This window comes from Streptomyces himalayensis subsp. himalayensis, assembly GCF_013778455.1.
Classification (GTDB): Bacteria; Actinomycetota; Actinomycetes; order Streptomycetales; family Streptomycetaceae; genus Streptomyces; species Streptomyces himalayensis.
Genome location: NZ_JACEHE010000008.1, coordinates 90,707 through 116,319, shown reverse-complemented (window position 1 = coordinate 116,319; position 25,613 = coordinate 90,707). Strand labels below are relative to the sequence as shown.

21 protein-coding genes are annotated in these 25,613 nt (G+C 71.1%); 12 read left to right on the top strand and 9 right to left on the bottom strand.

Translation table 11 applies throughout. The annotated features are described in order from the left end of the window. Positions 1–12 precede the first annotated feature (12 nt). Entirely contained in the window at positions 13–705 is a 693-nt protein-coding gene (locus H1D24_RS15485) for an iron-dependent transcriptional repressor DtxR (RefSeq protein ID WP_181658136.1), read from the bottom strand. Positions 706–972: 267 nt separating this feature from the next. Here H1D24_RS15485 and H1D24_RS15480 point away from each other — a divergent pair, with 267 nt between their 5' ends. After that, positions 973–1,818 (top strand): SIS domain-containing protein, encoded by an 846-nt coding sequence (locus H1D24_RS15480; RefSeq protein ID WP_181658135.1) that lies wholly within the window; start codon positions 973–975, stop codon positions 1,816–1,818. A gap of 52 nt (positions 1,819–1,870) precedes the next feature. On the opposite strand, the gene H1D24_RS15475 is transcribed toward H1D24_RS15480, so the two are convergent. The 3 genes from H1D24_RS15475 to H1D24_RS15465 all read right to left on the bottom strand — a co-directional run bounded on the left by H1D24_RS15475 (position 1,871) and on the right by H1D24_RS15465 (position 7,846). Then, positions 1,871–3,280, bottom strand: a complete 1,410-nt coding sequence (locus H1D24_RS15475) for a PAS domain-containing protein (RefSeq protein WP_181658134.1) — start codon at positions 3,278–3,280, stop codon at positions 1,871–1,873. A gap of 619 nt (positions 3,281–3,899) precedes the next feature. Next, the gene (locus H1D24_RS15470; protein WP_181658133.1) at positions 3,900–5,960 is read right to left on the bottom strand and encodes a hypothetical protein; all 2,061 of its coding nucleotides are present in this window, start codon (positions 5,958–5,960) and stop codon (positions 3,900–3,902) included. Positions 5,961–6,463: 503 nt separating this feature from the next. Continuing rightward, the gene (locus H1D24_RS15465; RefSeq protein WP_181658132.1) at positions 6,464–7,846 is read right to left on the bottom strand and encodes an NsdA family TPR-like regulatory protein; all 1,383 of its coding nucleotides are present in this window, start codon (positions 7,844–7,846) and stop codon (positions 6,464–6,466) included. Positions 7,847–8,132: 286 nt separating this feature from the next. Here H1D24_RS15465 and H1D24_RS15460 point away from each other — a divergent pair, with 286 nt between their 5' ends. From H1D24_RS15460 to H1D24_RS15450, 3 genes are all read left to right on the top strand, one after another. After that, a complete protein-coding gene (locus tag H1D24_RS15460) occupies positions 8,133–8,810 on the top strand; it encodes a bifunctional DNA primase/polymerase (protein ID WP_181658131.1) in 678 nt (225 codons plus the stop codon). Between the two features lie 130 nt (positions 8,811–8,940). Next, complete coding sequence (locus tag H1D24_RS15455; RefSeq protein ID WP_181658130.1) at positions 8,941–9,729, top strand: ABC transporter ATP-binding protein; 789 nt, start codon at positions 8,941–8,943, stop codon at positions 9,727–9,729. Then, positions 9,726–11,381 (top strand): transporter, encoded by a 1,656-nt coding sequence (locus H1D24_RS15450; RefSeq protein WP_181658129.1) that lies wholly within the window; start codon positions 9,726–9,728, stop codon positions 11,379–11,381. Before H1D24_RS15455 ends, H1D24_RS15450 begins: the two co-directional genes overlap by 4 nt. Before the next feature lie 144 nt (positions 11,382–11,525). On the opposite strand, the gene H1D24_RS15445 is transcribed toward H1D24_RS15450, so the two are convergent. Then, positions 11,526–12,818, bottom strand: coding sequence for an ABC transporter substrate-binding protein (locus H1D24_RS15445; RefSeq protein WP_181658128.1), 1,293 nt, complete (start codon positions 12,816–12,818; stop codon positions 11,526–11,528). A gap of 117 nt (positions 12,819–12,935) precedes the next feature. On the opposite strand from H1D24_RS15445, the gene H1D24_RS15440 reads away from it, so the two are divergent. Further along, positions 12,936–13,436 (top strand): SCO4402 family protein, encoded by a 501-nt coding sequence (locus H1D24_RS15440; RefSeq protein ID WP_181658127.1) that lies wholly within the window; start codon positions 12,936–12,938, stop codon positions 13,434–13,436. 156 nt (positions 13,437–13,592) lie between these two features. Continuing rightward, positions 13,593–14,474, top strand: coding sequence for a formyltetrahydrofolate deformylase (gene purU / locus H1D24_RS15435; RefSeq protein WP_181658126.1), 882 nt, complete (start codon positions 13,593–13,595; stop codon positions 14,472–14,474). Positions 14,475–14,526: 52 nt separating this feature from the next. Here the strand turns inward: purU and H1D24_RS15430 are convergent, their stop codons facing one another. Together H1D24_RS15430 and H1D24_RS15425 are read right to left on the bottom strand one after the other, a co-directional pair. Next, complete coding sequence (locus H1D24_RS15430) at positions 14,527–15,876, bottom strand: zf-HC2 domain-containing protein (RefSeq protein ID WP_181658125.1); 1,350 nt, start codon at positions 15,874–15,876, stop codon at positions 14,527–14,529. Next, a complete protein-coding gene (locus tag H1D24_RS15425; protein WP_181658124.1) occupies positions 15,870–16,448 on the bottom strand; it encodes a sigma-70 family RNA polymerase sigma factor in 579 nt (192 codons plus the stop codon). The genes H1D24_RS15430 and H1D24_RS15425 overlap by 7 nt, the downstream gene beginning before the upstream one ends. Positions 16,449–16,882: 434 nt before the next feature. Between H1D24_RS15425 and H1D24_RS15420 the strand changes: the two genes are divergently transcribed. Then, positions 16,883–17,275 (top strand): STAS domain-containing protein, encoded by a 393-nt coding sequence (locus tag H1D24_RS15420; RefSeq protein ID WP_181658123.1) that lies wholly within the window; start codon positions 16,883–16,885, stop codon positions 17,273–17,275. Between the two features lie 195 nt (positions 17,276–17,470). After that, positions 17,471–17,983: an EF-hand domain-containing protein gene (locus H1D24_RS15415; RefSeq protein WP_181658122.1), complete on the top strand. Its 513-nt coding sequence runs from the start codon at positions 17,471–17,473 to the stop codon at positions 17,981–17,983. Between the two features lie 39 nt (positions 17,984–18,022). Here H1D24_RS15415 and H1D24_RS15410 read toward each other — a convergent pair whose 3' ends face one another. After that, the gene (locus tag H1D24_RS15410) at positions 18,023–19,558 is read right to left on the bottom strand and encodes a class I adenylate-forming enzyme family protein (RefSeq protein ID WP_181658121.1); all 1,536 of its coding nucleotides are present in this window, start codon (positions 19,556–19,558) and stop codon (positions 18,023–18,025) included. Between the two features lie 238 nt (positions 19,559–19,796). Here H1D24_RS15410 and H1D24_RS15405 point away from each other — a divergent pair, with 238 nt between their 5' ends. From H1D24_RS15405 to H1D24_RS15390, 4 genes are all read left to right on the top strand, one after another. Beyond that, the gene (locus H1D24_RS15405) at positions 19,797–20,990 is read left to right on the top strand and encodes an amidohydrolase family protein (protein WP_181658120.1); all 1,194 of its coding nucleotides are present in this window, start codon (positions 19,797–19,799) and stop codon (positions 20,988–20,990) included. 9 nt (positions 20,991–20,999) lie between these two features. Next, positions 21,000–22,181 (top strand): acyl-CoA dehydrogenase family protein, encoded by a 1,182-nt coding sequence (locus H1D24_RS15400; RefSeq protein ID WP_181658119.1) that lies wholly within the window; start codon positions 21,000–21,002, stop codon positions 22,179–22,181. Between the two features lie 7 nt (positions 22,182–22,188). Beyond that, complete coding sequence (locus H1D24_RS15395) at positions 22,189–23,199, top strand: acyl-CoA dehydrogenase family protein (RefSeq protein ID WP_181658118.1); 1,011 nt, start codon at positions 22,189–22,191, stop codon at positions 23,197–23,199. Positions 23,200–23,569: 370 nt separating this feature from the next. Further along, a complete protein-coding gene (locus tag H1D24_RS15390; RefSeq protein WP_181658117.1) occupies positions 23,570–24,115 on the top strand; it encodes an ATP-binding protein in 546 nt (181 codons plus the stop codon). Between the two features lie 514 nt (positions 24,116–24,629). On the opposite strand, the gene H1D24_RS15385 is transcribed toward H1D24_RS15390, so the two are convergent. Further along, entirely contained in the window at positions 24,630–25,556 is a 927-nt protein-coding gene (locus tag H1D24_RS15385) for a cyclase family protein (protein WP_181658116.1), read from the bottom strand. Between the last annotated feature and the right edge of the window lie 57 nt (positions 25,557–25,613).

Sequence of the window (25,613 nt, the reverse complement as noted above, 5' to 3'; positions counted from 1 at the left end):
CGCTGCGCGGCCTCAGCGCTTCGCGACGAACACGTGCGAAGCGACGCTCGTGTCGAGCTCCGCCGCCTCGCCGCTGCTGCCCACCAGCACCCCGCCGGCCGACTCCGTCACGCTCACCACGGAACCGGGCTGCACACCCGCGCGCCGCAGCGTGTACATCAACTGCGCGTCCGTCTGGATCGGCTCCCCGATACGGCGCACCACGACCGTCTTGCCGTCGCTGCCCGGGTCCAGATCGGCCAGGGACACCATGCCCTCGTCCAGGAACGGGTCCGCGTGGTCCTTCTCGCCGAGCTCCTCGAGGCCCGGGATCGGGTTGCCGTACGGCGACTCGGTCGGGTGCCGCAGGAGCTCCAGGACGCGGCGCTCGACCGCCTCGCTCATCACGTGCTCCCAGCGACAGGCCTCCGCGTGCACCTGCTCCCACTCCAGGCCGATCACATCGACCAGCAGGCACTCCGCGAGCCGGTGCTTGCGCATCACACGCGTGGCCAGCCGGCGGCCCTCCTCCGTGAGGTCCAGATGGCGGTCACTGGCGACCGACACCAATCCGTCGCGTTCCATTCGCGCCACCGTCTGGCTGACCGTCGGACCGCTCTGATCGAGCCGCTCGGCGATACGGGCGCGCATGGGGACCACACCTTCCTCTTCCAGCTCGAGGATGGTGCGGAGATACATCTCCGTAGTGTCGATCAGTCCGGACATACGTGCCCCTCGTTAGCTCTGCCAGTGGCTCGACGGCTCACCGGCTTGTGCGCTGGCCCTGACTCAATTCTGACGCATCCCACCGACAACCGTGCCGCGCCGGGAAAACCATGTCCGACGGACCGGACCGCGCGCCCGGACCGATGGCCGCTGCAGCGGCTCGGCGCCGCCTTGACACGTCACCGGCCGGGACAGCACCGTGAGGCCGACGCGACGGAGGCCATCATCGGCGAAGGGGCAGGCGGGATGGACGGGGGAGCAACGCGCATGAGCGACGAAAGCGACAGCACGCCGACCGGGCAGCATGGTGAGAGCACGCCGGCCGGGCAGCGCGGCGAGAGCACGCCGGCCGGGCAGCACGGCGACGGCACGCTGGCCTGGCAGTACTTCGACGCCGCCATCGGCCTGTTGCAGCGGGTCCGCGAAGAGGAGGCGGCGAACATCGCCGCCGCCGGAACCCTCATCGCCGACACCGTCGCCGCCGGCGGCCGCCTCTTCGCCTTCGGCGCCGGACACTCCTCGCTCGCCGCCCAGGACGTCGTCTACCGCGCCGGCGGCCTTGCCCTGATGAACCTGCTCGCCGTCCCCGGCACCGTCGGCGTCGACGTCATGCCCGCCACCCTCGGCTCCGTCCTCGAACGCGTCGACGGACTCGCCGGCGCCGTACTCGACACCAGTCCCGCCCGCGCCGGCGACACCCTCGTGATCATCTCCCTCTCCGGACGCAACGCGCTGCCCGTCGAGATGGCCATGAACGCCCGCGCCCTCGGCCTGAGAACCATCGGCGTGACCTCAGTGGCGTACGCGAGCGAGACGAAGTCCCGGCACGCGTCCGGCACCCACCTCAAGGACCACTGCGACATCGTGCTCGACAGCAAGATCGCGATCGGCGACGCCGAACTCGCCACCGAAGGCATCGAGGCGCCCTTCGCCCCCGCCTCCACAGTCGTCACCAGCGCACTCCTCCAGGCCGTCATGGCCACAGCCGCAGGTGAGCTGGCCGCCCGCGGCATCGAACCCCCGCTCCTGCGCTCCGGCAACGTCGACGGCGGCCACGAATGGAACGCGCGCGTCCTCACCGAGTACGCGGACCGGATCTTCTACCGGCACTGAAGCGGCGCCGAGCGCCGCCGCCCGCGGCGTCGGCGCAGCCCCTCACGGCCCCTTACCGCTCCCGCTCCCCACCACGCTCCAAGGCCCGCGCCAGATCCAGCGCCGCCGCGATCCGTACGGCGATGCTCTCCGCGTACATCGCATCCGCCCGCTCGAACGCGGACCGGCTGCCACCCCGAAGAAACGTCACCACGCCCAGGGTCCGCCCCCGGCTCCGCAGCACCGCGCACAGCGCATGCACCGCATCGTGCGGCCACTGCCGTTCCGCGGCCCACTCCCGCGCCCTCTCCAGCGACGACGCACCCGCACTCGCCCGCACCGACCCCGCACGCTCCACACACTGAAGCGCCGGATGCCCCTCCGCGTAACGCACCGGCAACCCCGCCCCAGGCGCCGGCATACTCGGCCCCGGCGCACCGGCAGGTGTGGCCGTCACCCGCACCAGACGCACCGGCTCCGCATCGCCGGCCGGCTCACCCGCCGCCGGCTCACCCACCACAAGATCGATGAGTGCGTGATCGGCGAACCCCGCCAGCGCGAAGTCCAGCTGGATCGTCGCCGCCTCCGCCGGATCCTCGCACTCCGCGGCCGCCCGCGCCGCACGGTGCAGCTGATTCGCCCGGAACCGCAGCTGGGCCGCCTCCTGTTCCGCCTGCTTCGACTCCGTCACGTCCCAGAACAGCCAGCCCACACCCAGCGGCACCGGCTCCTCCGCCAACGGCGACGCGAGCCGCAGGAACCCGCTCCGCCAGCACCGCCGCCGCTCACCGTCCGGCGTACGCACCGTCACCCACATCTCCGCGGGCGCAGGCGGCGTACCCTCCGCCAGCACATGCGTCAGAGCGCTCTCCAGCTCCTCGGCGCCCTGCCCAAGGAGCTCACCGAGCGGCCGCCCCAGCGGCGCCGTACGCCCCGAACCCAGCGCCCGCGCCGCATGCGCATTGACCAGGGCGGGCCGCAGATCGGCGTCCACCAGCACGACACCCCACGAGGCGTCTTCGAACAGCGCCTCGCTCAGGGCGATCGACCGCTCCAGATCGATCTGCGCATGCACCTCGCTGAACGCGCAGTACACACCGGCCGGCTTCCCGTCCTGCCCCCGCACCGCGGCCGACTGCATCCGTACGAGCACCCGCCCGCCGTCCTTCGTCAGCAATGCGAACTCGTGCACCTGCCGACCGGGCGCCTGCATCGCCGACAGCAGCCGCCCCTCGACCTCCTCGGCATCCGCCGCCCGCACGGCCCACCCCGCCAGACCCCGCCGCCCGACCGCCTCCGCGGCCGACCAGCCCAGAATCCGCTCGGCCTCACGGTTCCAGTGCGTCACCACACCGTCCGCATCGAACGCGCACAACGCCGCGTCCATACCGTCGAGCAACGCCGCAAGAAGATCCGAACCATCCCGCTCGGGCTCCGGAGGCCCCAGCTCGTCCGTGGTCCCACTACGCCGGGAAGCACTCACCTGGCACCCCCTGCAGGCCGTGTCCGCGTGTACTGCGCTGTGTACTGCCGTTACTGCCGTGTACTGCGATGCGTGCCGCACTACGTGTACCGCACCATGGATCATTCAACTCGAACGTGACCCAGCCCACATAGAGTTCCCGGGAAATCGTTGCGCGCTGGAGATTCGACCACCGGAAGCCGACGGGCCCTGCTCAGCGGGCGAACGGGTCGGCGACGAGTGGACGGCCGCCGCTGGTGAGCCCGCTGCCCCAGGTCAGAGCCGATGTCATCAGCATCGCGAAAAACCCCTTGAGGGACGTCTGGGGCCGTGCCTAAGGTGAGCCCATCACGGGAGAGGAGGTGGTTCGGCAGATGTATGAAATCCGGACGCGTGAGGTGACTGCGGGCTAGCGGCCCGTCATCACACTCAAGTGCGGTGCCGGACCGGCGCGCGAGCTGAGCGCGCAGCCGGCCGAAATTCCACGCAGTCACCCGACCCGCGGGCCGCCGGTACGTCCGGCCGGCTCCCTCCTCGGAGGGACCATGGCTCGCGGGTCGTCTGCGTTTCGGCCCGTTTCCCCGGTGGGGGAGGAGCAGCGGGCCCTTCCCGGTGGCGGGTGGCAGAGCCGTGCCACCGCTCAGAGCTGGTACGGCCTGCGCTGCGTCAGGTCGTATGTCGTCGCGATGGTGTTCCAGAGCGCTGCGGCCTTGCTCTTCTCCGTGGTGGCGGTGCCGCTCGCGCGGTCCCCTGCGCGATGGTGCGCGGTGGAGCGGGCCTCGCCCTTTCTGCAGCCCTTCTTACCGGCGACCTCGTCGGCCCATGCGGCGTAGTGGTTGTCCGCTGAAGCGGACGCCTTCCAGGCGTTGTTGAGTGCGGTGGTCAGCTTGGTGTGGTTCGGGAGCTTGTCGACGGAGAGCGCCGCGAGGCGCGTGATGAGGTCGTTGCGCTGCTTCGCCGCGTTCCGTAGATCGGTGGCTGCCTGGCCGAGGTTGTTGCAGGCGCGGACGTTGGCGACGGCCTTGATCACCGCGTCGCGGCTGTTGTTGCTGTCCGCCAGGAGCTTGTCCAGCGCGACGGCCTGTTCCTTGGCGGGGTCGGCGGTCGGCGATGCGGACTCGTCGTCGGCGGGCGCGGTCGCGGACACGGTCTTGTTGTCGTCCTTGGTGTCGTCGCCGGCGCCGAGGAGGGCGCCCGCGCCGATGCCGAGGACCGCGATGCCGATGCCGGCGGCTGCGATGAGGGGCAGCTTCGAGCGCGTACGGCCGCTGGTGCCGCCGCCGGCCGCCTGGCGTGCGGCGGCGCGGCCGCCGGTCTCGGGAACGGCCGCACCGTAGTGGCCCGCCGGGGCCGTCGGCGGCTGGAAGCGGGGCAACTGCTGGGTGGCCGCCGGGCCTTGGGGCTCCGGGTCGGCACGGAAGAGGCTGTCGAACTCGGCCGGGGGCGCCTGCCGGTCGTCCGGGGTACCGGGCCGGATGCCGTACGGGGCGCCGGGCGGCGGTGCCGGCACTGGGGCGATGTACTGCGTGGGCTCACTGTCGGGTCCGGGTCCCGCGGGCGCACCGTCGCGCGGCGCGCGCCCCAGGTACTGGGTGGCGTCGGCGGCGGCCTCGGGCGGCAGTGCGCCGGGGACCACGGGCGGGATGTACTGGGTGGCGCCTTCGTCGAAGCTCCCGGCGCCGGCCTGCGCTCCGGCGCCCGCCACGGGTGGCATGTACTGCGTCGCCTCGGCCGGGTCGACGGCGGGCGGGAGTGGGGTGCCGTGCGCGGTGGGCGGGAGGGCAGCGGCATGTCCGGCGGGGGGCAGCGGGGTGGCCTGCCCGTGGGACGGCTGAGGGCCGGTGCCCTGTCCGGGGGCGGCGGGCAGTGCCCCGCCGAAGCCGGTGGGCGGGGTCGGTGGAAGTGCCCCGCCGAAGCCGGTGGGCGGGGTCGGCGGAAGTGCCCCGCCGAAGCCGGTGGGCGGGGCCGGTGGAAGTGCCCCGCCGTACCCGGCAGCCGGCGGCTGCGGCGCGCCCTGGCCGCCGCCCGCGCCCGCGGCGCCCTGGTCGGCGGTCGGGAAGGCGTTCGCCCGGGGCAGCGGCGCGGGGCTCCCGCCCGGCTGGCGGGCGCCGGGGATCTGGGCCTCGGAGTGCTCTGCGCCGGGGACCTTGGTGCCGGTGATCTGTGCGCCCGGGTGCTGTGCGCCGGAGGTCTGGGCCCTGTGGACCTGGTTGCCGGGGGTCAGGGCCCCGTGGACGTGGGTGCCTGGGGTCCGGGCCCCGGGGTGCTGTGCGTCCGGGAGCTGCGGGTCGGCGTGGTGTGTGCCGGGGTACGGGGCTGCGGCCGTGGGTGGCTGCTGCGTCGGCTGTCCCGCGTCGTCGAGGCCCCAGGGAGCAGGGGCCGCCGGGGACGTGGCGTGGCCCGGGGCCGCGCCCCAGCCCGGTACGCCCGCCTGGGGATATCCCGGTGCCCCCGCGCCGGGTGAAGCCTGGCCCGCGGCCGCTCCCCACTCGTACCCGGAGGTCGCGGACGCCGGCGGGGCCGGCGGTGCCTCCTCCGGGCCCCAAGGCTGCCCCCAGGGGCGGCCGCCGGCCGGAGCCGTCTGGTCGCCCGCGGTGCCCGGCAGCAGCGGCTCGCTTCCGTCGGCGGGCAGCACGATGCCTTCTCGCACGGGCCGCGCCGCGGGAAGACGCGGCTCCTCGCCCTGTCCGCTCTGCGTCACCGGGACTCCTACTAGTGGGGGACTTACGGAATCGTCGGTTCACGCTACCGGGTGGCCCCACGGCGATGCCATGCAGCTCAGAGCGTTACTGCGGCCACATCGTCCGCAGTAACAAAACCGTCCGCCCTGGCGCTGTTAAGACCCCTCTCCGCGCCCGGGCCTGCGGCACAGGCCGACCGCCTGCCCAGGCGCCGTCGGGGTGCCGCTGCGCCCACCCGTGCCGCCCCAGCGGCACGACTGCCTGCAGCGGCGCGACGGCCCGCAGTGGCGCGACTTTCCCCCGGCGGCGCGACGGCCCGCAGTGGCGCGACGGCTGGCAGTGGCGCGACTGCGCCTAGCGGCGCGACTCCCGCAGTGGCGCGACGGCCTGCAGTGGGCGTGACCCCCCGCAGTGACGCGACTGCCCCCGGTGGCACGACTGCCAGCAGCGCGCGACGGCCCGCAGTGGCTCAGCCCGCAGCGGCGCGACCGCCCCCAACGGGCGCCCCCTCGAACCGCTCCGCTCAAGCAGCCTGCAGTTCCAGCCGCGCCCCGAACTCCCGCACCACCGACTCCTCCCGGTACGGCGCCAGGCGCTCCTGGAGGTCCTCCAGGTACTCCGCGCCCCGGTTCGACCGCAGCTTGCCCAGCAGTTCGATCGCCTGCAGCCCCGTATGGCAGGCCTGCTCCACCTCGCGTTTCTGCACCTGCGCGGTCGCAAGGAGCACCAGCCCGATCGCGCGCCGCCGCACCCGTGACTGCGGGTGCCTGGCAAGCGACTCCTCGGCCTGGCGCCCGGCGGCGTCGGGCTGGCCCAGGTCCCTGTGGCAGTGCGCCAGTTCGTCGGCGAGATACGCCTCGTCGAAGTGCGCGATCCACGCCGGGTCGTCGCCGGAGCCGGGGTCGGCCTGCTCCATCGCAGAGACCGCCTTCCCGATCACGGCCTGCGCCGCCCGCGCTTCGCCCATCAGCGCGTGTCCGCGTGCCTCAGCGGCGTAGAACATGGCCTGCGCGCGCGGTGTCACCCGGCCGCGGGCACCCTCCTGCGCGGCGCGTGCAAGCTGTGCGATCTCCCGCGGGTTGCCGAGCTGGGCCGCGAGGTGGCTCATGGACGCGGCCAGGACGTACCCGCCGTAGCCGCGGTCGCCGGCCGCCTGGGCGAGCCGCAGCGCCTGGATGTAGTAGCGCTGAGCGAGCCCCGGCTGGCCGGTGTCGACCGCCATGTAGCCGGCCAGCTCCGTCAACCTTGCGACTGCTGCGAAGAGTTCACGCCCCACCGCCTCGCGGTACGAACCGGCCAGCAGCCCGGAGACGACGCTGTTGAGGTAGTGGACGACGACCGGCCGTACGTGCCCGCTGCCGTACTGATGGTCGAGATCCACCAGCGCCTGGGTCATCGACCGCACGGCGTCCACATCGGCCGGCCCGACGCGCGGTCCGGCCGACCGCGCGACCTGCGGGTCCGGCGCCGAGATCAGCCAGTCCCGGCTGGGCTCGACGAGCGCGGACGAGGCGACGGACGAGCCGGACAGGAAGTCCCGGCGCCCCACGTCGCTGCGGTACAGCTCGCACACCTGCTCAATGGCGCCGAGGACGGACGGCGAGAACTGGAGGCCGACCCCGGCCGCCAGGTTCTTGCCGTTCGCCATGCCGATCTCGTCGATCGTCACGGTCCGGCCGAGCTTGCGGCCGAGTGCCTCCGCGATGATCGCGGGCGCCTGTCCTCGCGGCTGCTGCCCGCGCAGCCAGCGGGCCACCGAGGTCTTGTCGTACCGCAGATCGAGCCCGTGCTCCGCGCCGCACACGTTGACGCGGCGGGCCAGGCCCGCGTTGGAGCAGCCGGCTTCCTGGATGAGCGCCTGCAGCCGTTCGTTCGGCTGCCGCGCGACGAGAGGCCTTGCGGCCATGGCGTGTACCCCCTGTGACTAGGGCCTGTACCGGCCCGTGCACCGAAAGAGACGTGTCCGCGAAGATCAATGCCCCACTGATGAAGGGAAGATGCGGGATATGGGAGATATGCCGGGGTAAGTGCTGTTGGACCCCACACCTGCCTACCCGTCCCCTGGTGCCGATCCTCATGCGCGCCCCGGACGTGCACCCGTGCGCCCCGGATGCAGGAACGATGCGCCGTCACATGAGGCATGGCGGCCGTAACCCCTACCGGCGGCCGGAGTTGAGGCCGTCGTGGATGAAATGACCATCGGAGTGACGTCAACCGCGCAGATCCCGAAGCAGCGCGGAGCAGCCCGCGACACACCACGCGATACCTCACTGCTGGACACCGCCGTGCAGTACGCGGAAGAGCGCCACTGGGACGTGTTCCCGGGCACCTGGCTGGAGGCCGTCGAGGGCACCCAGCGGTGCTCCTGCGGCGACCCGGCGTGCGAGGCGCCCGGCGCGCATCCCGCGCGCGAGGACTGGCCCACGCAGGCGACGGGCAGCGCGACGGTCGCGCGCCGCCTGTGGTCGAAACAGCCCACGGCGTCGATCCTGCTGCCGACAGGGCGCTCGTTCGACGTGATCGACGTGCCCGAGACCGCCGGATTCCTGGCGCTGGCCCGTATGGAGCGCATGGGGCTCACGCTCGGCCCGGTGACCCGCACCCCGGACCGCCGGATGCACTTCCTCGTGCAGCCGGGCGGCGCGGCGAAGGTGACCGATCTCGTACGGAAGCTGGGCTGGTCGCCCCTCTCGCTGGACCTCGTGGTCCTCGGCGAGGGCTCCTACGTCGCGGCGCCGCCCACAAGGGTCGGTGGGCGCGGGGCCGTTCAGTGGGCCTGCCGTCCCACCGCCTCCAATCGGTGGCTGCCCGCCGCCGAGGAGATCATCTCGCCGGTGGCGTACGCGTGCGGGCGGGAGGCCAGGCGCTGAAGGCTCTGCCTGGCTGAGGTCTCGGCTCGGGTCTCGGTTCAGCCGAGGTCCGGGCCGAAGAACCGTTGCCGCAACGGAACCGCCGCCTCGACCCTTATCGTGCTCGCAGGGAACGACGGGAGGCCGGCGAGTGGTTGACGGAGCGGCGGGCGTACCGGCGGTGCGCGTGCAGGGGTTGTGGAAGCGGTTCGGGGAGCAGATCGCGGTCGCGGGAATCGACCTGGAGCTGCCCGCGGGCCGCTTCATCGGTCTCGTCGGACCCAACGGCGCGGGAAAGACCACCACTCTGTCCATGGTGACCGGCCTGCTCCGCCCCGACCATGGCACCGTCGAGGTCGTCGGACACGACGTATGGCGCGACCCCGCCCAGGTGAAGGCCCGCATCGGCGTGCTGCCCGAGGGGCTGCGGCTCTTCGAGCGGCTCTCCGGACATGAACTCCTCTCCTATACCGGAAGATTGCGCGGTCTGCCCGGCGCCGAGGTCGACAAGCGTGCCGCCCAGCTCCTCGACGTACTCGACCTCGCGGGCGCCCGGAACAAGCTCGTCGTCGACTACTCGACCGGCATGCGCAAGAAGATCGGGCTGGCCGCCGCTCTGCTCCACAACCCCGAAGTGCTCTTCCTCGACGAACCGTTCGAGGGCGTCGACCCCGTGTCCGCCCAGACGATCCGCGGAGTCCTGGAGCGCTACACGGCCTCCGGTGCGACCGTCGTCTTCTCCTCCCACGTCATGGAGCTCGTCGAGTCGCTGTGCGACTGGGTCGCCGTCATGGCCGCCGGCCGTATCCGCGCCCACGGCCCCCTCGACGAAGTGCGCGGCAAGGCGTCCTCCCTCCAGGAGGCCTTCCTCGAACTCGTCGGCGCCGGCGCCCGCACCGCCGGATCCGACCTCGACTGGCTCGGCGGCGGCGCCCGATGAGCACCACCACGACCGCATCCGGCGGCGCCACAGCGGGGTCCCTCACCTCCGTCGTCGTGCGGCTGAAGGTGTCCCTGCTGCGCAACGGACTCCGGCAGTCCACTCGACGCAGAGCCGCTTACATCACGTCCATCGTCGTCGCCCTGCTCGTCGCCGCACTCCAGCTGATCGGCCTCATCGCACTGCGGGGCAACCCGCACGCCACGGCCGTCGGCGTTCTGCTCGTCGCCGTGCTCGCGCTCGGCTGGGCCGTGATGCCGCTGTTCTTCCCCGGCGGCGACGAAACCCTCGACCCCACACGCCTGGTGATGATCCCGCTGCGCCCCGAGCCTCTCGTACGGGCCCTGCTGGCCGCCTCTCTCGTGGGCATCGGACCGCTGTTCACCCTCTGTCTCGCGGTGGGCGCGGTGATCGCGATCGCGCAGGGTGCCGCCGCCTTCGCGGTGGGCATCCTGGCGATCGCCCTCACGCTCCTCGTCTGCGTCGCTCTGGCGCGTGCCGTCGCCGCCGCCAACGTACGGCTGCTGACCAGCCGCAAAGGCCGCGACCTGGCCGTACTCAGCGGCCTCGTCATCGCCTTGGGCGCCCAGGCCGTCAACTTCGGCCTCCAGAAACTCGGTTCCTCCGGTGGCCTCGCCGCGCTCGAACCCGTCGCCGACGTACTGCGCTGGATCCCGCCCGCAGCGGCCCTCGACGCGGTCGACTCCGTCGGCGACGGGGCGTACGCCACCGCAATCGCCCAACTCGCCCTGACCGGAGCCGTGCTGGCCGCGCTGCTCCGCTCCTGGCAGCGCAATCTGACCCGCCTGATGACCTCCCCCGACGGCTCGACGCTCGGCGCCGCCGGTCCGACCCCCGACGGGACGCGCGACTCGACGCGCCCGGCCCGCCTCCTGCCCTTCCTCCGAGCCGACGCCCGCGGCGGTGCCCCCAGCCGCACCGCCACGGTCATGGAACGCAGCCTGCGCTACGTATGGCGCGACCCCAAGACCAAGGCGGCCTGGGTCACCTCACTGGCCATCGGTCTGATCGTCCCGCTCTTCAACGCCCTCCAGGGCACCGGCTCCGTCTACTTCGCCTGCTTCGCCGCCGGGATGCTCGGCATCCAGATGTACAACCAGTTCGGCCAGGACACCTCGGCCTTCTGGATGGTCGCGATGACGATCTCGTCGCCCCGTGACGCATACGTGGAACTGCGTGGCCGCGCGCTGGCCCTGCTGGTGATAACCCTTCCGTACGCGACCCTGGTGACCGTCGTGACCACCGCCATGCTCGGTGACTGGTCCGCGCTCCCCGAAGTCCTGGGCCTGTCCTTCGCCCTCCTCGGCGCCATGCTCGCCACCGGCGCCTGGTCCTCGGCCCGCTTCCCCTACTCCATCCCGCAGGAGGGCTACAAGAACGTGGCCCCCGGACAGACCGGCCTCGCCTGGATCTCGATCTTCGGCGGCATGGTCGCGGCCGCCCTGCTGTGCGCCCCGGTCCTCGCCCTCACCATCTGGCTGCACGTCGCGGACGCGGACGCCTGGACCTGGCTGCTGCTGCCCCTCGGCACGGCGTACGGCGCGGGGATCACGGCTCTGGGGCTGCGCCTGGCCGCACCCCGTACGGCGGGCCGGCTGCCGGAGATCCTGGCGGCGGTCAGCAAGGGGTGAGTGGTCGGCAGGGGCTGAGCCGTCGGCAAGGGGTGAGCGGTCAGCAAGGGATGAGGGCTCGGCAAGGGGCGAGTGGTCGGCAGGGGCTGAGCGGTCGGCAGGGGGTCATCAGCGGTCGGAAAGAGTGAGGCCCGGCCCCGCGCGTCACTCGTTCTCCAGCGTCTTCCTCATGTCGACGAAGCCGCGCTGCTCCGAGACCACGCGTCCGTCGCGGACCTTCTGGAATGTGACGTACGCGTTGACCAGACGCGGGAAGTCGCGGGCCGCGATCATGTCCTCGAAGCGCCAGCTCAGCTTCGGGGTGAGGCCTCCGGTGGTCACCTTGAGGCCGTCGTCGAGTTCGTCCCGGAGGCTCTGGGCCGTCACCTCGCCGTCCCCGAGCGACTCGACGGCCTTCTTGAGCACCGTGTAGGCGATCCAGGTGGTCTGCACGCCCGCGTCCGTGGGATCGATCCGGTTGTCGCCGAACGCGTGCTCGTTGATGACCTTGCGCATGGTGTCCCAGCGGCGGTCGCTCGACACGGGGTACCAGCCCGTGACGGAAGCCCCTTCGTACACACCGGACCTGCCGCCCGTACGGTCGACGAGGGACTGGTCCACGGAGCCGAGCACCGAGGCGATCCTGACCGCGGGATACTCGTCGCGGGTGCGCCGGAACGAGTCGAAGAAGGTGTCCGTGCGGTCGCCGAGCGCGGCCGTCACGCAGCCCTTGGTGGCGGGATCCGCACTCGCCCGCTCGAGGGCCCTGCGCGCCTGCGGCGTGTAGTCGGTGGCGTCCTCGACGGCTCGTATGTCGAGGGACTCGCCGCGGCCGCCCGCGGCGAGGCCGGCGTTGAACAGGTCCGGCAGTTCGTCGCCTGCGATCGTGTCGGGACGTACGAGTGAGACGCGGGAGCACGTCTTGGCGAGCTGGCGGCCGAGGCCCGCCATGAGCGCGGGCTGGCCGCCGTTCACGGGATACGACAGCGGGCTGGTGAATTCCTCGTCGGTGACGCCGTAGCCGCCGATGTAGGGGATGCCGGCGCCCTCCAGCGGGGCGAGGAAGGACCGGCCGTACTGGCTGTAGGAGCCGACGACCGCGACGACCTGCTCGTCGACCGCGCGCTGCGCGCACTCGCCGGCGCCCACGGTGTCGTTGTGGTCGTTGCAGGTGATGACCTTCAGCTGGCGGCCTCCGAGGCCACCGTTGGCATTGACCCAGCGCGCATACGCCTGCGCCATGGCGGGCATTCCGGGCTTGTTGGTCGCCTCGGTCTTCTCGGGCGCCATCGTCATCACGGTGACTGTCTCCCTGGAGCCCCCCGTGGCCCCAGGGAGCACGCCGCATGCGGCGAGGACGGACGCGCAGGCCGTCACGGCTCCTGCAGCGAGCAGGACCGCTTTGGCCGGGCGGGGAGGAGCGGGGTGGGTGGTGCTCATGCGTCGCCTGCCGGTCATGGACACGCACGATTCCGCCGCATCTCTAACCCCGGCGTGATCTTGGGTCAACACATGGTGACGCCTGGATGAATTACGGGGGTCAAATCGGTCGGCCGAATGAGGAACGTACGATCGATGACCGTGCAAGGTTCGGAGAAGTCTTCCCGTCGCGGCCGCCACTACACCACCATGGGCGGCATGCCTGTGAACGACATGCCGTGGTGGCGCTGGCGCAGCAATGTGCGCTCGGCGCTCCATATGCTCTCCGATCCCGGATTCCAGCGGGACGTCTGGCTGGCCGGCGTCGAGGGGTACGGGGACGTCACCGACGCCGTGTACCGCCTCGTCGAGGACACCTGGCTCGACAACTGGTCCGCCGAGAAGTACGTGGGGACGATCTTCCGCGACTCGCAGGAGGCGGCCCTCGTGGACACCGCGGTGCTGCGCGTGCTGCGGATCATGCACCAGGTGGGGCCGGACGCCCCGGTGTCCGCGTATCTCGACCACCACGGGTGGCCCGAGGCGGTGCGCGCCGCGAGGGACGCACATGTGCGGCTCGCGATGAGCGACGGGGAGGACCCGGACGCGCCGCCGCGGACGCTCGAGGTGCTGCGGATCCTCACCCGGTCGGCCTGAGGGCGGCGGGGGCCGGTCTGGCGTCGGCCGGCGGGTCGTTGCGACTCGTGGCGGAGCCGTGACGTTCCGTTCCGGCGCGTGAGGTGTCTCCCGGCCCTTGAGACGCTGGGGCAGTGGGTTTGCCCGCGGCCGGGGCTGCTGTGGGACCCTGACCGCATGAGTGAGCAGCCGGCTGGGTCTTCCGTGTCCCCTGAGCAGTACGTCCTTACCCTCTCCTGCCCGGACAAGAAGGGCATCGTGCACGCCGTGTCGAGCTATCTCTTCATGACCGGCTGCAACATCGAGGACAGCCAGCAGTTCGGCGACCACGACACGGGACTGTTCTTCATGCGGGTCCACTTCTCGGCGGAGCCCTCGGTGACCGTCGACAAGCTGCGGGCCAGCTTCGCCGCGGTCGGTGACTCCTTCCAGATGGACTGGCAGATGCACCGGGCCGAGCAGAAGATGCGCATCGTCCTGATGGTGTCGAAGTTCGGCCACTGCCTGAACGACCTGCTCTTCCGCGCCCGTATCGGCGCGTTGCCCGTGGACATCGCGGCGGTCGTGTCCAATCACTCGGACTTCGCCGAGCTGGTGGCGTCGTACGACATTCCGTTCCACCACATTCCGGTCACACGGGACACCAAGGCGCAGGCGGAGGCGCAGCTTCTCGAGCTGGTCCGCGCGGAGAACGTCGAGCTGGTGGTGCTGGCCCGCTACATGCAGGTGCTCTCCGACGACCTGTGCAAGCAGCTGAGCGGCCGGATCATCAACATCCACCACTCGTTCCTGCCGAGCTTCAAGGGCGCGAAGCCGTACCACCAGGCGCATGCGCGCGGTGTGAAGCTGATTGGTGCGACCGCGCACTATGTGACGGCCGACCTCGACGAGGGGCCGATCATCGAGCAGGAGGTCGAGCGGGTCGGGCACGGGGTGACGCCCGAGCAGCTGGTGGCGATCGGGCGCGATGTGGAGTGCCAGGCGCTGGCGCGGGCCGTCAAGTGGCATGCGGAGCACCGGATTCTGCTGAACGGGCACCGTACGGTGATCTTTGCCTGACCTGACCTGACCTGACCTGACCTGACCGGCCGGCGGGACCAGGAGCGGCGCCCTACATCCTGCTCAGTGAAGCCGCCGCGAACAGTACTTCTCTGATGGCCTCGCGGTCGCCGTCCAGGCCTGCCACCGCCTCGTGCGGGGCGATGTGCCCCGCGGCTAGCCGGGAGAACTCGACGCCGTCCAGGGCGATATGGGCCACCTCGTGCTCGGCGGAGGCGACCGCTCCGGGAGAGTCGAGGGAGATGAGCCACTCGCCCCCGCCGGCCCCCTCGACCTCCAGCCGCAGGGTGCGGCCGGGGCTCCCGGCGGCGACCAGTCGGCGGGGCGGGCTCGCGAGCCCTGCGCGCCGCCGCGCCGCCAGCGTTTTCGGGAGGAGGCGCGCCGCGAGGTCGAACATGTGGTGCAGATGGCGTGGGGCCGGCGGGTCGTACGGGTAGTCCACGGCGTCCGCGATGTCCCCCGCGTGCACCCAGCACTCGAAGGCGCGGTCCAGCATGGAGTCGCGCAGGGGCAGTTCGAAGTTGCCGTAGTCGACGGACAGCCGTCCCGGTCCGCGTGATCCTTCAGCGGAGCCGGAGCCGGAGCCGGAGCCGGAGCCGAGTGCGATGGCGGGGGCCTCGGGGCCGCTCCCGGCCTCGAAGGCCACCGTACGCACGAGCGTATGAGTCTGGTCACGCCACGGCCGGCGTACCGCGCGGGTGGGCGGCCGGTGCGACGCGCGCCAGTACGCCTCGGTGCGCTCCGCGGGACCCGGACGGCCCCCGCTCGCCTCACCGCCGGTGTGCCCGGATGCCTCGACCATCGGGGGAAGTTCGTCCAGACCGAGCGCGAGCGCCACCAGGCCGTCGACCATCATCAGATGCGCGAGGACCCCGGCGACCGTGGTCTTGCGGCTCACGAGCCCGTCCCGGTCGAACCACCGCAGCCGCACCGGGGCGTGCCACTCGGAGTCGCCGATGTCCTGCAGCAGCGCGTCGAGTCGCGCGGTCTCCGCGTCATACGGAGCGACCCATTCCGGCACCGGGATCCGGGGTGGCCGCCGGTCGAGGCAGCCCTCCAGGACCCGGGTGCGCAGCATCGGGTCGAGGTCGAGGGGCTCCGCGGGATGCAGCAGTCCTACCGCGTCGCGCAGCCGCAGCGCCTCCTCGGCGCACGGTCCGCACGTGCCGAGGTGCGCCTCGACGGCCTCCGCCTCCTCCGGGGAGCACGCGGAGAGCGCCCAGGCTCCCAGGAGCGACTTGAGTACCCGGTGCTCGAGTACGAGAGGCGCGGACGCGGTCGTCGGCGCACTGGGGGCGGGCGGCGAGGGGTCGGGCAGCGGCTGCCCGCCGTCCTCCACGGAGGAGCGGGGAGCCGGGATGCGTCCGTTGTACGACTCGAACCGGTCCGGACCGTTCACCACGTCCTCCCGTGTCCGGGTGGTGCACCCGAGGTGCTGTTGTCGTGGGCGGTCGACAGCAGTTGCAGACCGAGGCGGAGCCGGCGACGGGCCTCGTCCGCGGTGACACCGAGGTCGGCGGCGGCCTGCCGGTAGTCGCGGCGCTGGAAGTACGCCAGTTCGAGGGCGGCGCGCAGCGGGGCGGGCATGTTCGTCACGATGTAGTCCGCGCGGGCGGCCGCCGAGGCGCGGCGGACCTTGCGTTCCAGATCCTCCGTGGTGCCCGAGCCGTCCCGGGCCAGCGCCGCGGCCTCGGTCTGCCGCAGCCGCTGCACGGCCAGTCGGTGGGTGAGCGTGGCCACCCAGGAGCGCAACGGACCCTGTTTGGGGTCGAACGTCTCGGGGTTCTCCCAGATGTGGGTGAAGACCTCGCGTGTGATGCGGTCGGCGTCCCCCTCGTCGTCGAGGACGCGATGCGCCAGTCCGTGTACGAGCGATGCGAAGCGGTCGTACAGCTCGCCGAGCGCCGCCGCCTCGCCGCGCGCCAGTCGTTGCTGCATGGTGCGGTCCCAGCGGGGCGGTGCCTCCTTCGCCATGCGACCCCCTCACCTGGTCGTGCCGCGCGCTCCGTGCGTCTGCCACCGTGTTTCGAATGTAGTCCGCGGTCACTGCGGAGCACGTCGCTTTGCGTCAATGCCCGTCCAGTTCAGGCCGTGAGGTGGTATTGGCCACCCCAGACCCTTCCGCCGACTTCTCTTGCGCGTACTGTGAGCATACGAGACCCACAGGTGACTGAAAGAGACCGAACCAGTCCAAGTGTGATACGTCTGCGGGTTCTTGTGCGGTCGAATGCACAAGGTGCTTCACGAGGTGCTCCATCAGGTCTCCCCGTGACGGGTGCCGCACCGGATGCCTCGCGAGGGGTGCCGTACCAAGGGGTTTCGTCCGGGGTGTTTCGTGGAACGGCGGCCGGGCAGCCGCGAAGGGAAGCGAAGGTAAAGCTTCCGGATCGACTGGCGAAGGACGTGACGTGACACTGAGCGTGAGAGAAGGAGTCAAGGGCGAGTGGGTCGTTCTGTCCGTATCGGGTGAAATGGACCTGGTGACCTCCCCCTTGCTGCGACAGCGGGTGCACGACGCCGTGGCCGACGGCCGCCGCAGCCTCGTCCTGGACCTCTCCGAGGTCTTCTTCTGCGACTCCAGCGGGGTCGGCGTCCTGATCGCCACGCGCCGTCTCATCCGCTCCTGCCAGGGCCGGCTGCGGTTGATACTTCCCGCGCAGGGCGCCGACGGCGGCTCGGCGAGCGGGGGAGGCGCCCACGTCAACAAGGTCCTCGCCGCCCTGGGCGTACGCCGGCTCTTCGACGTCTATCCCGACGCGGCATCGGCCGTCGACGACGAGGCCGGCCCCCTCTCCGCGTGAGGGCCGGCCGCCTGCTCCCAGGCGGCCTCCCGCTGTGCGGCATCGATCACATCACGCCATCGCAGTGCCACGCTGTTGTCCCGGAATTCCTGCGGTCTTGGTACAAGCGTCGTTTTCCGGCTCCCGAACCCGCCCCGGCGTCGTACGCTCCCTGCCAGATACACCACCAAGTGACGTAAGGCGGCCCGAGAACACATGGTCAGCACCGAGTACGAACGCAGGATCGCTGCCCGTTTCGCCACGTTCGACCAGGACGGCAACGGCTATATCGACCGCGAGGACTTCAGCAGCGCCGCCAAGTCGCTGCTCGCCGAGTTCGGTACGACGGCCCGGTGCGACAAGGGCCAGGCCCTGTACATCGGCGCGGAGGCGTTCTGGCAGGGCATGGCCGGGATCGCGGACCGGGACGGCGATCAGCGGATCACCCGCGACGAGTTCGTGAACGGTGCCCTGAAGCGGCTGCGTGACAACCCGGACCGGTTCGCCGAGATCGCCCGCCCCTTCCTGCATGCCGCGCTGGCCGTCGCGGACTGCGACGGGGACGGCGCGGCCACCGTCGAGGAGACCGCACGGGTACTGAAGGTGCTCGGCGTGCCCGACGACATCGCCGCCGCGGCCGCCGCGACCCTCGACTCGGACGGCGACGGCCGGGTCATGGAAGCGGAGATCGTGACCGCGTTCGCGCGGTACTTCACGGTTCCCGAGTAGCGGTACTTCACGGACCCCGGGTAACGGAACGCCACCGGCTCACGCCCCCGCGAACCGCTCGCGCAGCTTGTACTTGAGGACTTTGCGCAGGGTCTCGTTGCGCGGAAGGGCGTCCACCAGCTCGAGCTGTTCGGGGAGCTTGTGCACGGACAGCCCTTCCGCCCGCAGATGGGCCGTGACGGTCTCCAGGGTCAGCTTCTCCGCGCCCGCCGGCTGTTCCACCACCGCGCAGACCCGCTCGCCCCGCTCCGGGTCCGGCAGCCCGATCACGGCGACATCGCCCACCGCCGGATGCTGATGGAGCAGGTCCTCGATCTCCTTCGCGGAGATGTTCTCGCCCTTGCGGATGATGACGTCCTTGACGCGGCCGGTCAGCACCAGATGTCCACCGGGCGTGAGATGCCCCAGATCGCCGGTGATGAGAAATCCGTCGGCGTCGAAGACCTCCGCGTTCTGCACCGGGCCGAGATACCCCTGGCAGACGGCCTCTCCGCGCAGCCGCACCTCTCCGTCCGTCCCCGTGGGCACCTGATCGCCGTTCCCGTCCGTGATCCGTATCTCCATTCCCTCGGGCGGACGGCCCTCCGTGGTCGCGAGGTTCTCGGCGGTGTCCTCCGGGTCGCCCATCGTGATCATGGGGACCTCGGTCATGCCGTAGCCGTGCGCAAGCTGACAGCCCATCTCCCGTACGACCGCGTGGTAGAGCTCGGGCGGCTTCGGTGCACCGCCGCCCGCCAGTAGCCGCAGGGATGGGATGAGCTTCCGGCCGGGCTGTTTGCGCTGCTCGGCGAGGAACATCGAGTAGAAGGCGGTCGAGCCGCCCGCGACGGTCACGCCGTGCCGCCGGTAGCCCTCCAGCGCCTCCGGCAGCGCGAACTGCTCGAACATGACAGCCGGTACGCCGTACAGCAGCAGCATGACGGTGTAGTCGGGTCCGCCGATGTGGGCGTACGGAAAGGCGATCGAGCCGACGTCGTCGGTGGAGAGGCGCAGCGCGTGGGCCAGGCACGAGCCGCCCGCGATCAGTGAACGGTCCGTGTGCAGCACGCCCTTGGGGTCCGATGTGGTGCCCGACGTCCAGTAGATCCAGCGCACGGCGGTGCCGTCGGCGGGCGGCGGGGGCAGGATGGCGGGGTCGCCGTCGGGAAGTGAGTCGTACGCCTCGAAGACGCCCTTCGCGCCGAGCCGTCGCCCCATCGCGGTGTGGTCGAAGCCGCGCCAGACGCCCGGTACCGCGAAGTACTCGGCCTTCGACTCCGTCAGCGCGAAGGCCACCTCACGGTCCCGGTAGAAGGGGATGACCGGTGACTGCACCGCGCCGAGCCGGGCCAGCGCGAAGGAGAGCAGGGCGGTCTCGAGACGCGTGGGGAGCTGCCAGGCGACGACGGTGCCGGGGCGTACGCCCATGTCGTACAGGCCGGCCGCGACCCGCTCGGCGCGGTCCCGCAGGGCGCCGAAGGTGAGGCTCCGGTCGTCCTGGAACAGGACGGGGGCATCGGGGGTGAGTGCGGCGCGGCGGTCGACGAGCTCCCAGAGCGTCCGGGATGCGCCCAGTGCGTGTGCGGTGTCGGTCACGGCGGTCCGTCCCCTCGTCACTGACGTCAGCTCGCAACTGACGATCAGCTCTTAACTGACGGCTAGTCAGATCGTGCGGAGAGCGTAGGGCCCGTCGCCTTGTCGGTCCAGGGGTGCGGGGTTAGCCTGACCTCAGCAAGGATCTGACGAACCATCAGAATCTGTCAGAAGCGATGAGGCTGATCAGCGACGACGGGCGCCGACGGGCCACCGGAAACGCCGGAGGGAACACGGACACATGACCGAACTGCCTCGGATCATCAGCGTCGACGACCATGTGATCGAGCCGGCGCATCTCTTCGAGACCTGGCTGCCGCAGAAGTACCGGGACTGCGGCCCCAAGCCGCTCACCGCCGGTATCGGGGAGCTCGCGTACGTCGGCGGGAAGTACCAGATCACCATGGACCCGGACGGGCCCCCGACGGACTGGTGGATCTACGAGGACCTCAAGTTCCCGTACAAGCGCAACATCGCCGCCGTCGGCTTCGACCGCGACGAGATGACGCTGGAGGGCATCACGCGCGCGGAGATGCGGCGCGGCTGCTGGGACCCCGCCGAGCGGCTGAAGGACATGGACCTGAATCATGTCGAGGCATCGCTCTGCTTCCCGACCTTCCCCCGCTTCTGCGGGCAGACCTTCGCCGAGGCGCACGACAAGGAGGTCGCCCTCGCCTGCGTACGCGCCTACAACGACTGGATGGTCGAGGAGTGGTGCGGCGACAGCGGCGGCCGGCTCATCCCGCTGTGCCTCATTCCGCTGTGGGACATCGACCTCGCAGTGGCCGAGATCCAGCGGAACGCGGCACGCGGGGTGCGGGCCGTGACCTTCAGCGAGATCCCGACCCACCTCGGGCTGCCGTCCATCCACTCCGGCTACTGGGACCCGTTCTTCGCCGTCTGCCAGGACACCGGCACCGTCGTCAACATGCACATCGGGTCGTCGTCCCAGATGCCCGCGGCCTCGCCCGACGCCCCGCCCGCCGTCCAGGCGTCGCTGTCCTTCAACAACGCCATGGCCTCGATGATGGACTTCCTGTTCTCCGGGGTGCTCGTGAAGTTCCCGCGGCTGAAGCTCGCCTACAGCGAGGGCCAGATGGGCTGGATCCCGTACGCCCTGGAGCGCGCCGACGACGTGTGGGAGGAGCACCGGGCCTGGGGCGGGGTGCGCGATCTGATCCCCGAGCCGCCGTCCACGTACTACTACCGGCAGATCTTCTGCTGCTTCTTCCGCGACAAACACGGCGTCGCCTCGCTGGACGTGGTCGGCCGTGACAACGCGACCTTCGAGACCGACTACCCGCACGTCGACTCGACCTTCCCGCACACCAAGGAGGTCGCCCTCGACCACGTCAAGGGCCTCGACGACGAGACGGTCTACAAGCTGATGCGCGGCAACGCCATCCGCATGCTCGACCTCGACTTCGACAAGTAGAGCGCGCACGTGGACCTCACGTACACGGAGGAAGAGGAAGAGTTCCGGGCCGGGCTGCGCGAGTGGCTCACCAAGGTGCTGCCGGGGCTTCCGCCGAAGCCCGACCCCGGCGACTGGCCCGCGCGCAGGGCGTACGACCTCGGCTGGCAGCGGATGCTGTACGACGCCGGGTACGCGGGGCTGCACTGGCCCGTCGACGCGGGCGGCCGTGGAGCGACCCCGACCCAGCACCTGATCTTCCTGGAGGAGACGGAACGGGCGGGCGCGCCCTACGTGGGCGCCAACTTCGTCGGCCTGCTGCACGCGGGACCCACGATCGCCGCGGAGGGGACACCGGAGCAGCGGGCCCGCTGGCTGCCGCCGATCCTGCGCGGCGAGGAGGTGTGGTGCCAGGGCTTCAGCGAACCGGACGCGGGCTCGGACCTCGCGTCCCTGCGTACGAGGGCGGTCCGGGACGGCGACGACTACGTCATCACCGGCTCGAAGATCTGGACCTCGCACGCGGAGGTCGCCGACTGGTGCGAACTGCTCGTGCGCACGCAGCCCGTCAGCGACGACGTGCCCAAGCACCGCGGCATCACTTGGCTCGTGATGCCTGTGGACGCGCCCGGCGTCACGGTCCGGCCACTGCGGACCCTCGCGGGCTCGACGGAGTTCGCGGAGGTCTTCCTCGACGAGGTGCGCGTTCCGGTCGGGAACCGGGTGGGCGCGGAGAACGACGGCTGGCGCGTGACGATGGTGACGCTGTCCTTCGAACGTGGCACGGCGTTCGTCGGCGAGGTCGTGGCCTGCCGGCGGGTGCTCGGAGAGCTCGCCCGCGAGGCACGGGTGAACGGCCGCTGGGACGACCTCGTGCTCAGGCGCCGCCTGGGCCGGCTGAACGCGGAGTTCCGGGCCCTGTGGCGGCTGACCCAGTGGAACGTGAGCGAGTCGGAGAGGACCGGCGGAGTCCCGGGCGTTGGCGGTTCGGTCTTCAAACTGCGGTACTCGCACGCCCGCCAGGAGCTGTACGACACCGCGGCCGAGGTTCTCGGCCCCGACTCCCTCGACCTGTCCCGCGAGTGGACCCTGGACCGGCTGTCCTCGCTCTCGTACACCATCGCCGCCGGAACGTCGCAGATCCAGCAGAACATCGTCGCCGAGCGCATCCTCGGCCTCCCGAAGGACCGGAACGGACGGAAGGACGGGTGAGCCCGGGATGCACTTCCAACTGACGGACGACCAGCGCGCCTTGCAGACGGGCGTACGGGAGCTGCTGGCCGGCCGGTTCGGGCGCGAGGCGCTGCGGGCGGCCGTCGACGCGGCTGGCGTGGACGGGTCGGGGGCCCGCCTTGACCGCGGCCTGTGGCGGGAGCTCGGCGAGGCCGGGTTCTTCGCGCTGTGCCTCCCGGAAGCGGACGGCGGCGTCGGACTCGGACTCCCCGAGGCCGTACTTGCCTTCGAGGAGGCGGGGCGTGTCCTGCTGCCGGGCCCACTCATCGCCACACACCTCGCCGCGGGCACCGTCCCGGGAGCCGCCGAGGGCCTGACCGTGGTCACGGCAGTGGACGGGGTCGTGGACGGGACCGGGGGCGGGGCGCTGGTGGAGTGGCTGGACGAGGCGGACGTCGTACAGGGCGATGCCTCCGGGGCCGTGCCCCTGCAGTCAGTAGATCCGCTGACGCCCTTGCACAGGGTGCACGCCGTTGTGGGCAATCGTTCCGCAGGGCGATGGGGGTCCCCCCTGCTCGAGCGAAGCCGAGAGCTTGGGGGAGGGTGGGCACAACCCACGACGGCGGGCGCCGACAACTCGTTCGCTGAGCTGCTCGGCGCCGCCGAACAACTCGGCGGCGCCACCCGTACCTGCGACATGGCCGTCCGGTACGCCCGCGAACGACAGCAGTTCGGCCGGCCCATCGGCTCCTTCCAGGCGGTCAAGCACCTGTGCGCCCAGATGCTCGTACGCACCGAGATGGCGCGCGCCGCGGTCTACGCGGCCTCCGTGACCGCCGACCCGCTCGACATCGCCACCGCCCGGCTCCTCGCCGACGAGGCGGCGGTCCGCGGCGCCCGCGACTGCCTCCAGGTCCACGGCGGCATGGGCTTCACCTGGGAGGCCGACGTACATATGTACCTGAAACGGGCATGGGTGAGGGCCCGGCGGGGGCAGAGCACCGCGGTGCACGAGGAATCTCTGGCAGCGGACCTGCTGCTACCGGAGAAACGGTAACCCTGCGTCGATACACGGTTGTGTCCTACGCGTGACTCGTCACAGCAAGGAGTCATGTCCCGGCTCGGGTACCTTGTGTGGGATGCGACCGGTTCCGAGACTGAGCCATCCCGGAGTTGCCCCTGGGGCGACGCCGGAACGGGTGATGTGCGCCGGTCGCAGGGCATGGCGACGTCACGTGCCTGCCTGTTCGACCCCCTGCAGCACGCGTCGCACAGTATGCCGCACGCGTACTCCTTCGCGCTGGAATATGCCCGAAGCGCTTGTTGGGGTGACTGTACGTCAACCATGCTGTCTCACAAGGGGATCACGGTCCGTGACCCCGTGGAGGCGCGAGGCGATGTGTCCGCCGGTTCGGATGGTGTGAGCGGTGCAGGTGCTTCAGGTTCAGATCGAGGTCCGGCCCGACCCCGCGGAAGTGGGACGGGCGCGGAGATGGGCCCGGTCGCGGCTCGCCGGGTCGGGCATAGAGGCTGACGAACCGCTGGCCGAGACGCTCGTCCTGCTCGTCTCCGAACTGGTCACCAACGCCGTTGTGCACACCGGCTGCCCCGCCGTGCTGCGCATGCTTCTCCCCGGAGTGCCCGCAACGCCTCCCGGCACGGTCCGCGTCGAGGTCGCCGACTCCAGCACCCGGGCCCCGCGGGCGCGGCAGGCCGACGGCGACGAGACGAACGGACGCGGCCTGGCCCTGGTCGACGGGCTCGCCGACCGCTGGGGCTGGCAGCACGAAGGGACGGGCAAGCGCATCTGGTGCGAGGTGGACCGCTGCGAAGCGGCGACGGCCACCGCGTCGTACGAGGCGACGGTGCACGGCGGTGCGGGGTACGAAGGCCCGGCGTACGAAGGTGCGGGGCACGGGGGTACGCGGTACGAAGGTGTGGCGTACGAAGCCGTGCAGGCGGAAGCTGTGTAGCAGAGGTCGCGCGCACCGTGCGGGTCATGCAGGTCATGCAGGTCATGCGGGTCATGCGGGTCATGCGGGTCATGCGGGTCATGCGGGTCATGCGGGTCTTGCGGTTCCTGTGGCAGAGGTCCGTACAGCAGAGGCCGTTGAGCAGGCGGCGTGAGGCGCCGGGGCTTGAGCCCCCGAGTTGAGGTGCGCGCGGTATCGCGCCCCTGTGCGCTCCCATGCACGCCCCTATAAATCAGGCATAACTTACATAACACCCGAGCGGGTGTTGACGTGAGGTGTCCGATTCATCACCCTTGTGGTCAGCGATTCGCGGCGAGGGGACGCCGAGGGCGTCCATCACGGGGGTCCTCGGCGAGTGTGGATCGCGGCGTGGCGGCGGCACCTTGCGGGGGCACAGGGGATGCGGTGCCGTTACGCCGGAGTTGGATGGCGGTGCGTGGTTCCGTGCTCGGGGCGGATGCGGCGCGCCGCCACTCCATCGCTTCCCTCCAGCCCGCTCTGCGATCGCGCCGGACTACAGGATCGCGACCGGCGCCACGGGAGTTCCCGTCCCGCCGACGAACGGCTCGGGCATGGCGGACAGCAGGAAGGTGTAACACCCCTCGTCCGCGCAGGCCGCGGAGAGCTCTTCGAGGTTCCAGTTCTGGCCCTGCAGCATTCCCATCTCGACCAGGTCGAGCGCGTGCACCGGCAGCCACAGGTTCTCGATCTCCGGCGGGAAGATCTCGAAGGTCAGGGTGTCGTTCGCGACCGCCGCAACATCGCGTGCGTGGAACCACTCGGGCGTCCGCACGGAGAGTCCGGGGGACGGAAAGCCGTATCCGTGCTTGTCCCCTGCCAGATACGCCTGGATCTGCCCGGTGCGTACGAGGACGATGTCGCCTGCCCGTACCGTCGTGCCCGCGAACTCCTCGGCGGCTTCGAGGTCCTCGGGGGTCACGGCGTGACCGCCGTCGAGCCGGTCCGTGCCGTGTGCGCGGGCCACGTCCAGCAGGACGCCGCGCGAGACGATGTGCCGCGGCTTGTCGATACCGCTGAACCCGGCTCCGCCGTGCGGCGTGATGGTGCTCGCTGGGCGGCCGTTGTAGATCTTCCCCGAGTGTGAGACATGCGTGAGGGCGTCCCAATGGGTCGCCGCCTGCAGCCCCATCGTCACGGCGTCGTCGCTGCAGGCGACGGTGCCGGGGCCGAAGATCTCCTGGTTGATCTGCACCATGGTGTGCAGCGGGTTGACCCGGCCCGGGATCACGCCGGTCTGCACGCCGTCCTGCTGGAGGGGTAGCGAGAGGGGCACCCGGCGCCCCGTGCGGACGGTCGCGGCCGCCTCCCGTACGACCTCGTCCGTGATCAGGTTCAGCGTGCCGATCTCGTCGTCGGCGCCCCAGCGGCCCCAGTTGTTGACGCGCTTGGCGATGTCGTGGAACTCGTCCGGCAGCGACATGGGTCGGTCCCTCCCCGGGGCTTGTGTCGAGGTATCTGACGGGTCGTAGAATCGGCT

Bases quoted from the DNA above. Each gene is read 5' to 3' on its own strand.
- H1D24_RS15485 (WP_181658136.1), bottom strand. From the start codon at position 705: ATGTCCGGACTGATCGACACTACGGAGATGTATCTCCGCACCATCCTC.
- H1D24_RS15480 (WP_181658135.1), top strand. From the start codon at position 973: ATGAGCGACGAAAGCGACAGCACGCCGACCGGGCAGCATGGTGAGAGC.
- H1D24_RS15465 (WP_181658132.1), bottom strand. From the start codon at position 7,846: ATGGCCGCAAGGCCTCTCGTCGCGCGGCAGCCGAACGAACGGCTGCAG.
- H1D24_RS15460 (WP_181658131.1), top strand. From the start codon at position 8,133: ATGACCATCGGAGTGACGTCAACCGCGCAGATCCCGAAGCAGCGCGGA.
- H1D24_RS15450 (WP_181658129.1), top strand. From the start codon at position 9,726: ATGAGCACCACCACGACCGCATCCGGCGGCGCCACAGCGGGGTCCCTC.
- H1D24_RS15445 (WP_181658128.1), bottom strand. From the start codon at position 12,818: ATGACCGGCAGGCGACGCATGAGCACCACCCACCCCGCTCCTCCCCGC.
- H1D24_RS15440 (WP_181658127.1), top strand. From the start codon at position 12,936: ATGACCGTGCAAGGTTCGGAGAAGTCTTCCCGTCGCGGCCGCCACTAC.
- purU (WP_181658126.1), top strand. From the start codon at position 13,593: ATGAGTGAGCAGCCGGCTGGGTCTTCCGTGTCCCCTGAGCAGTACGTC.
- H1D24_RS15425 (WP_181658124.1), bottom strand. From the start codon at position 16,448: ATGGCGAAGGAGGCACCGCCCCGCTGGGACCGCACCATGCAGCAACGA.
- H1D24_RS15415 (WP_181658122.1), top strand. From the start codon at position 17,471: ATGGTCAGCACCGAGTACGAACGCAGGATCGCTGCCCGTTTCGCCACG.
- H1D24_RS15405 (WP_181658120.1), top strand. From the start codon at position 19,797: ATGACCGAACTGCCTCGGATCATCAGCGTCGACGACCATGTGATCGAG.
- H1D24_RS15395 (WP_181658118.1), top strand. From the start codon at position 22,189: ATGCACTTCCAACTGACGGACGACCAGCGCGCCTTGCAGACGGGCGTA.
- H1D24_RS15385 (WP_181658116.1), bottom strand. From the start codon at position 25,556: ATGTCGCTGCCGGACGAGTTCCACGACATCGCCAAGCGCGTCAACAAC.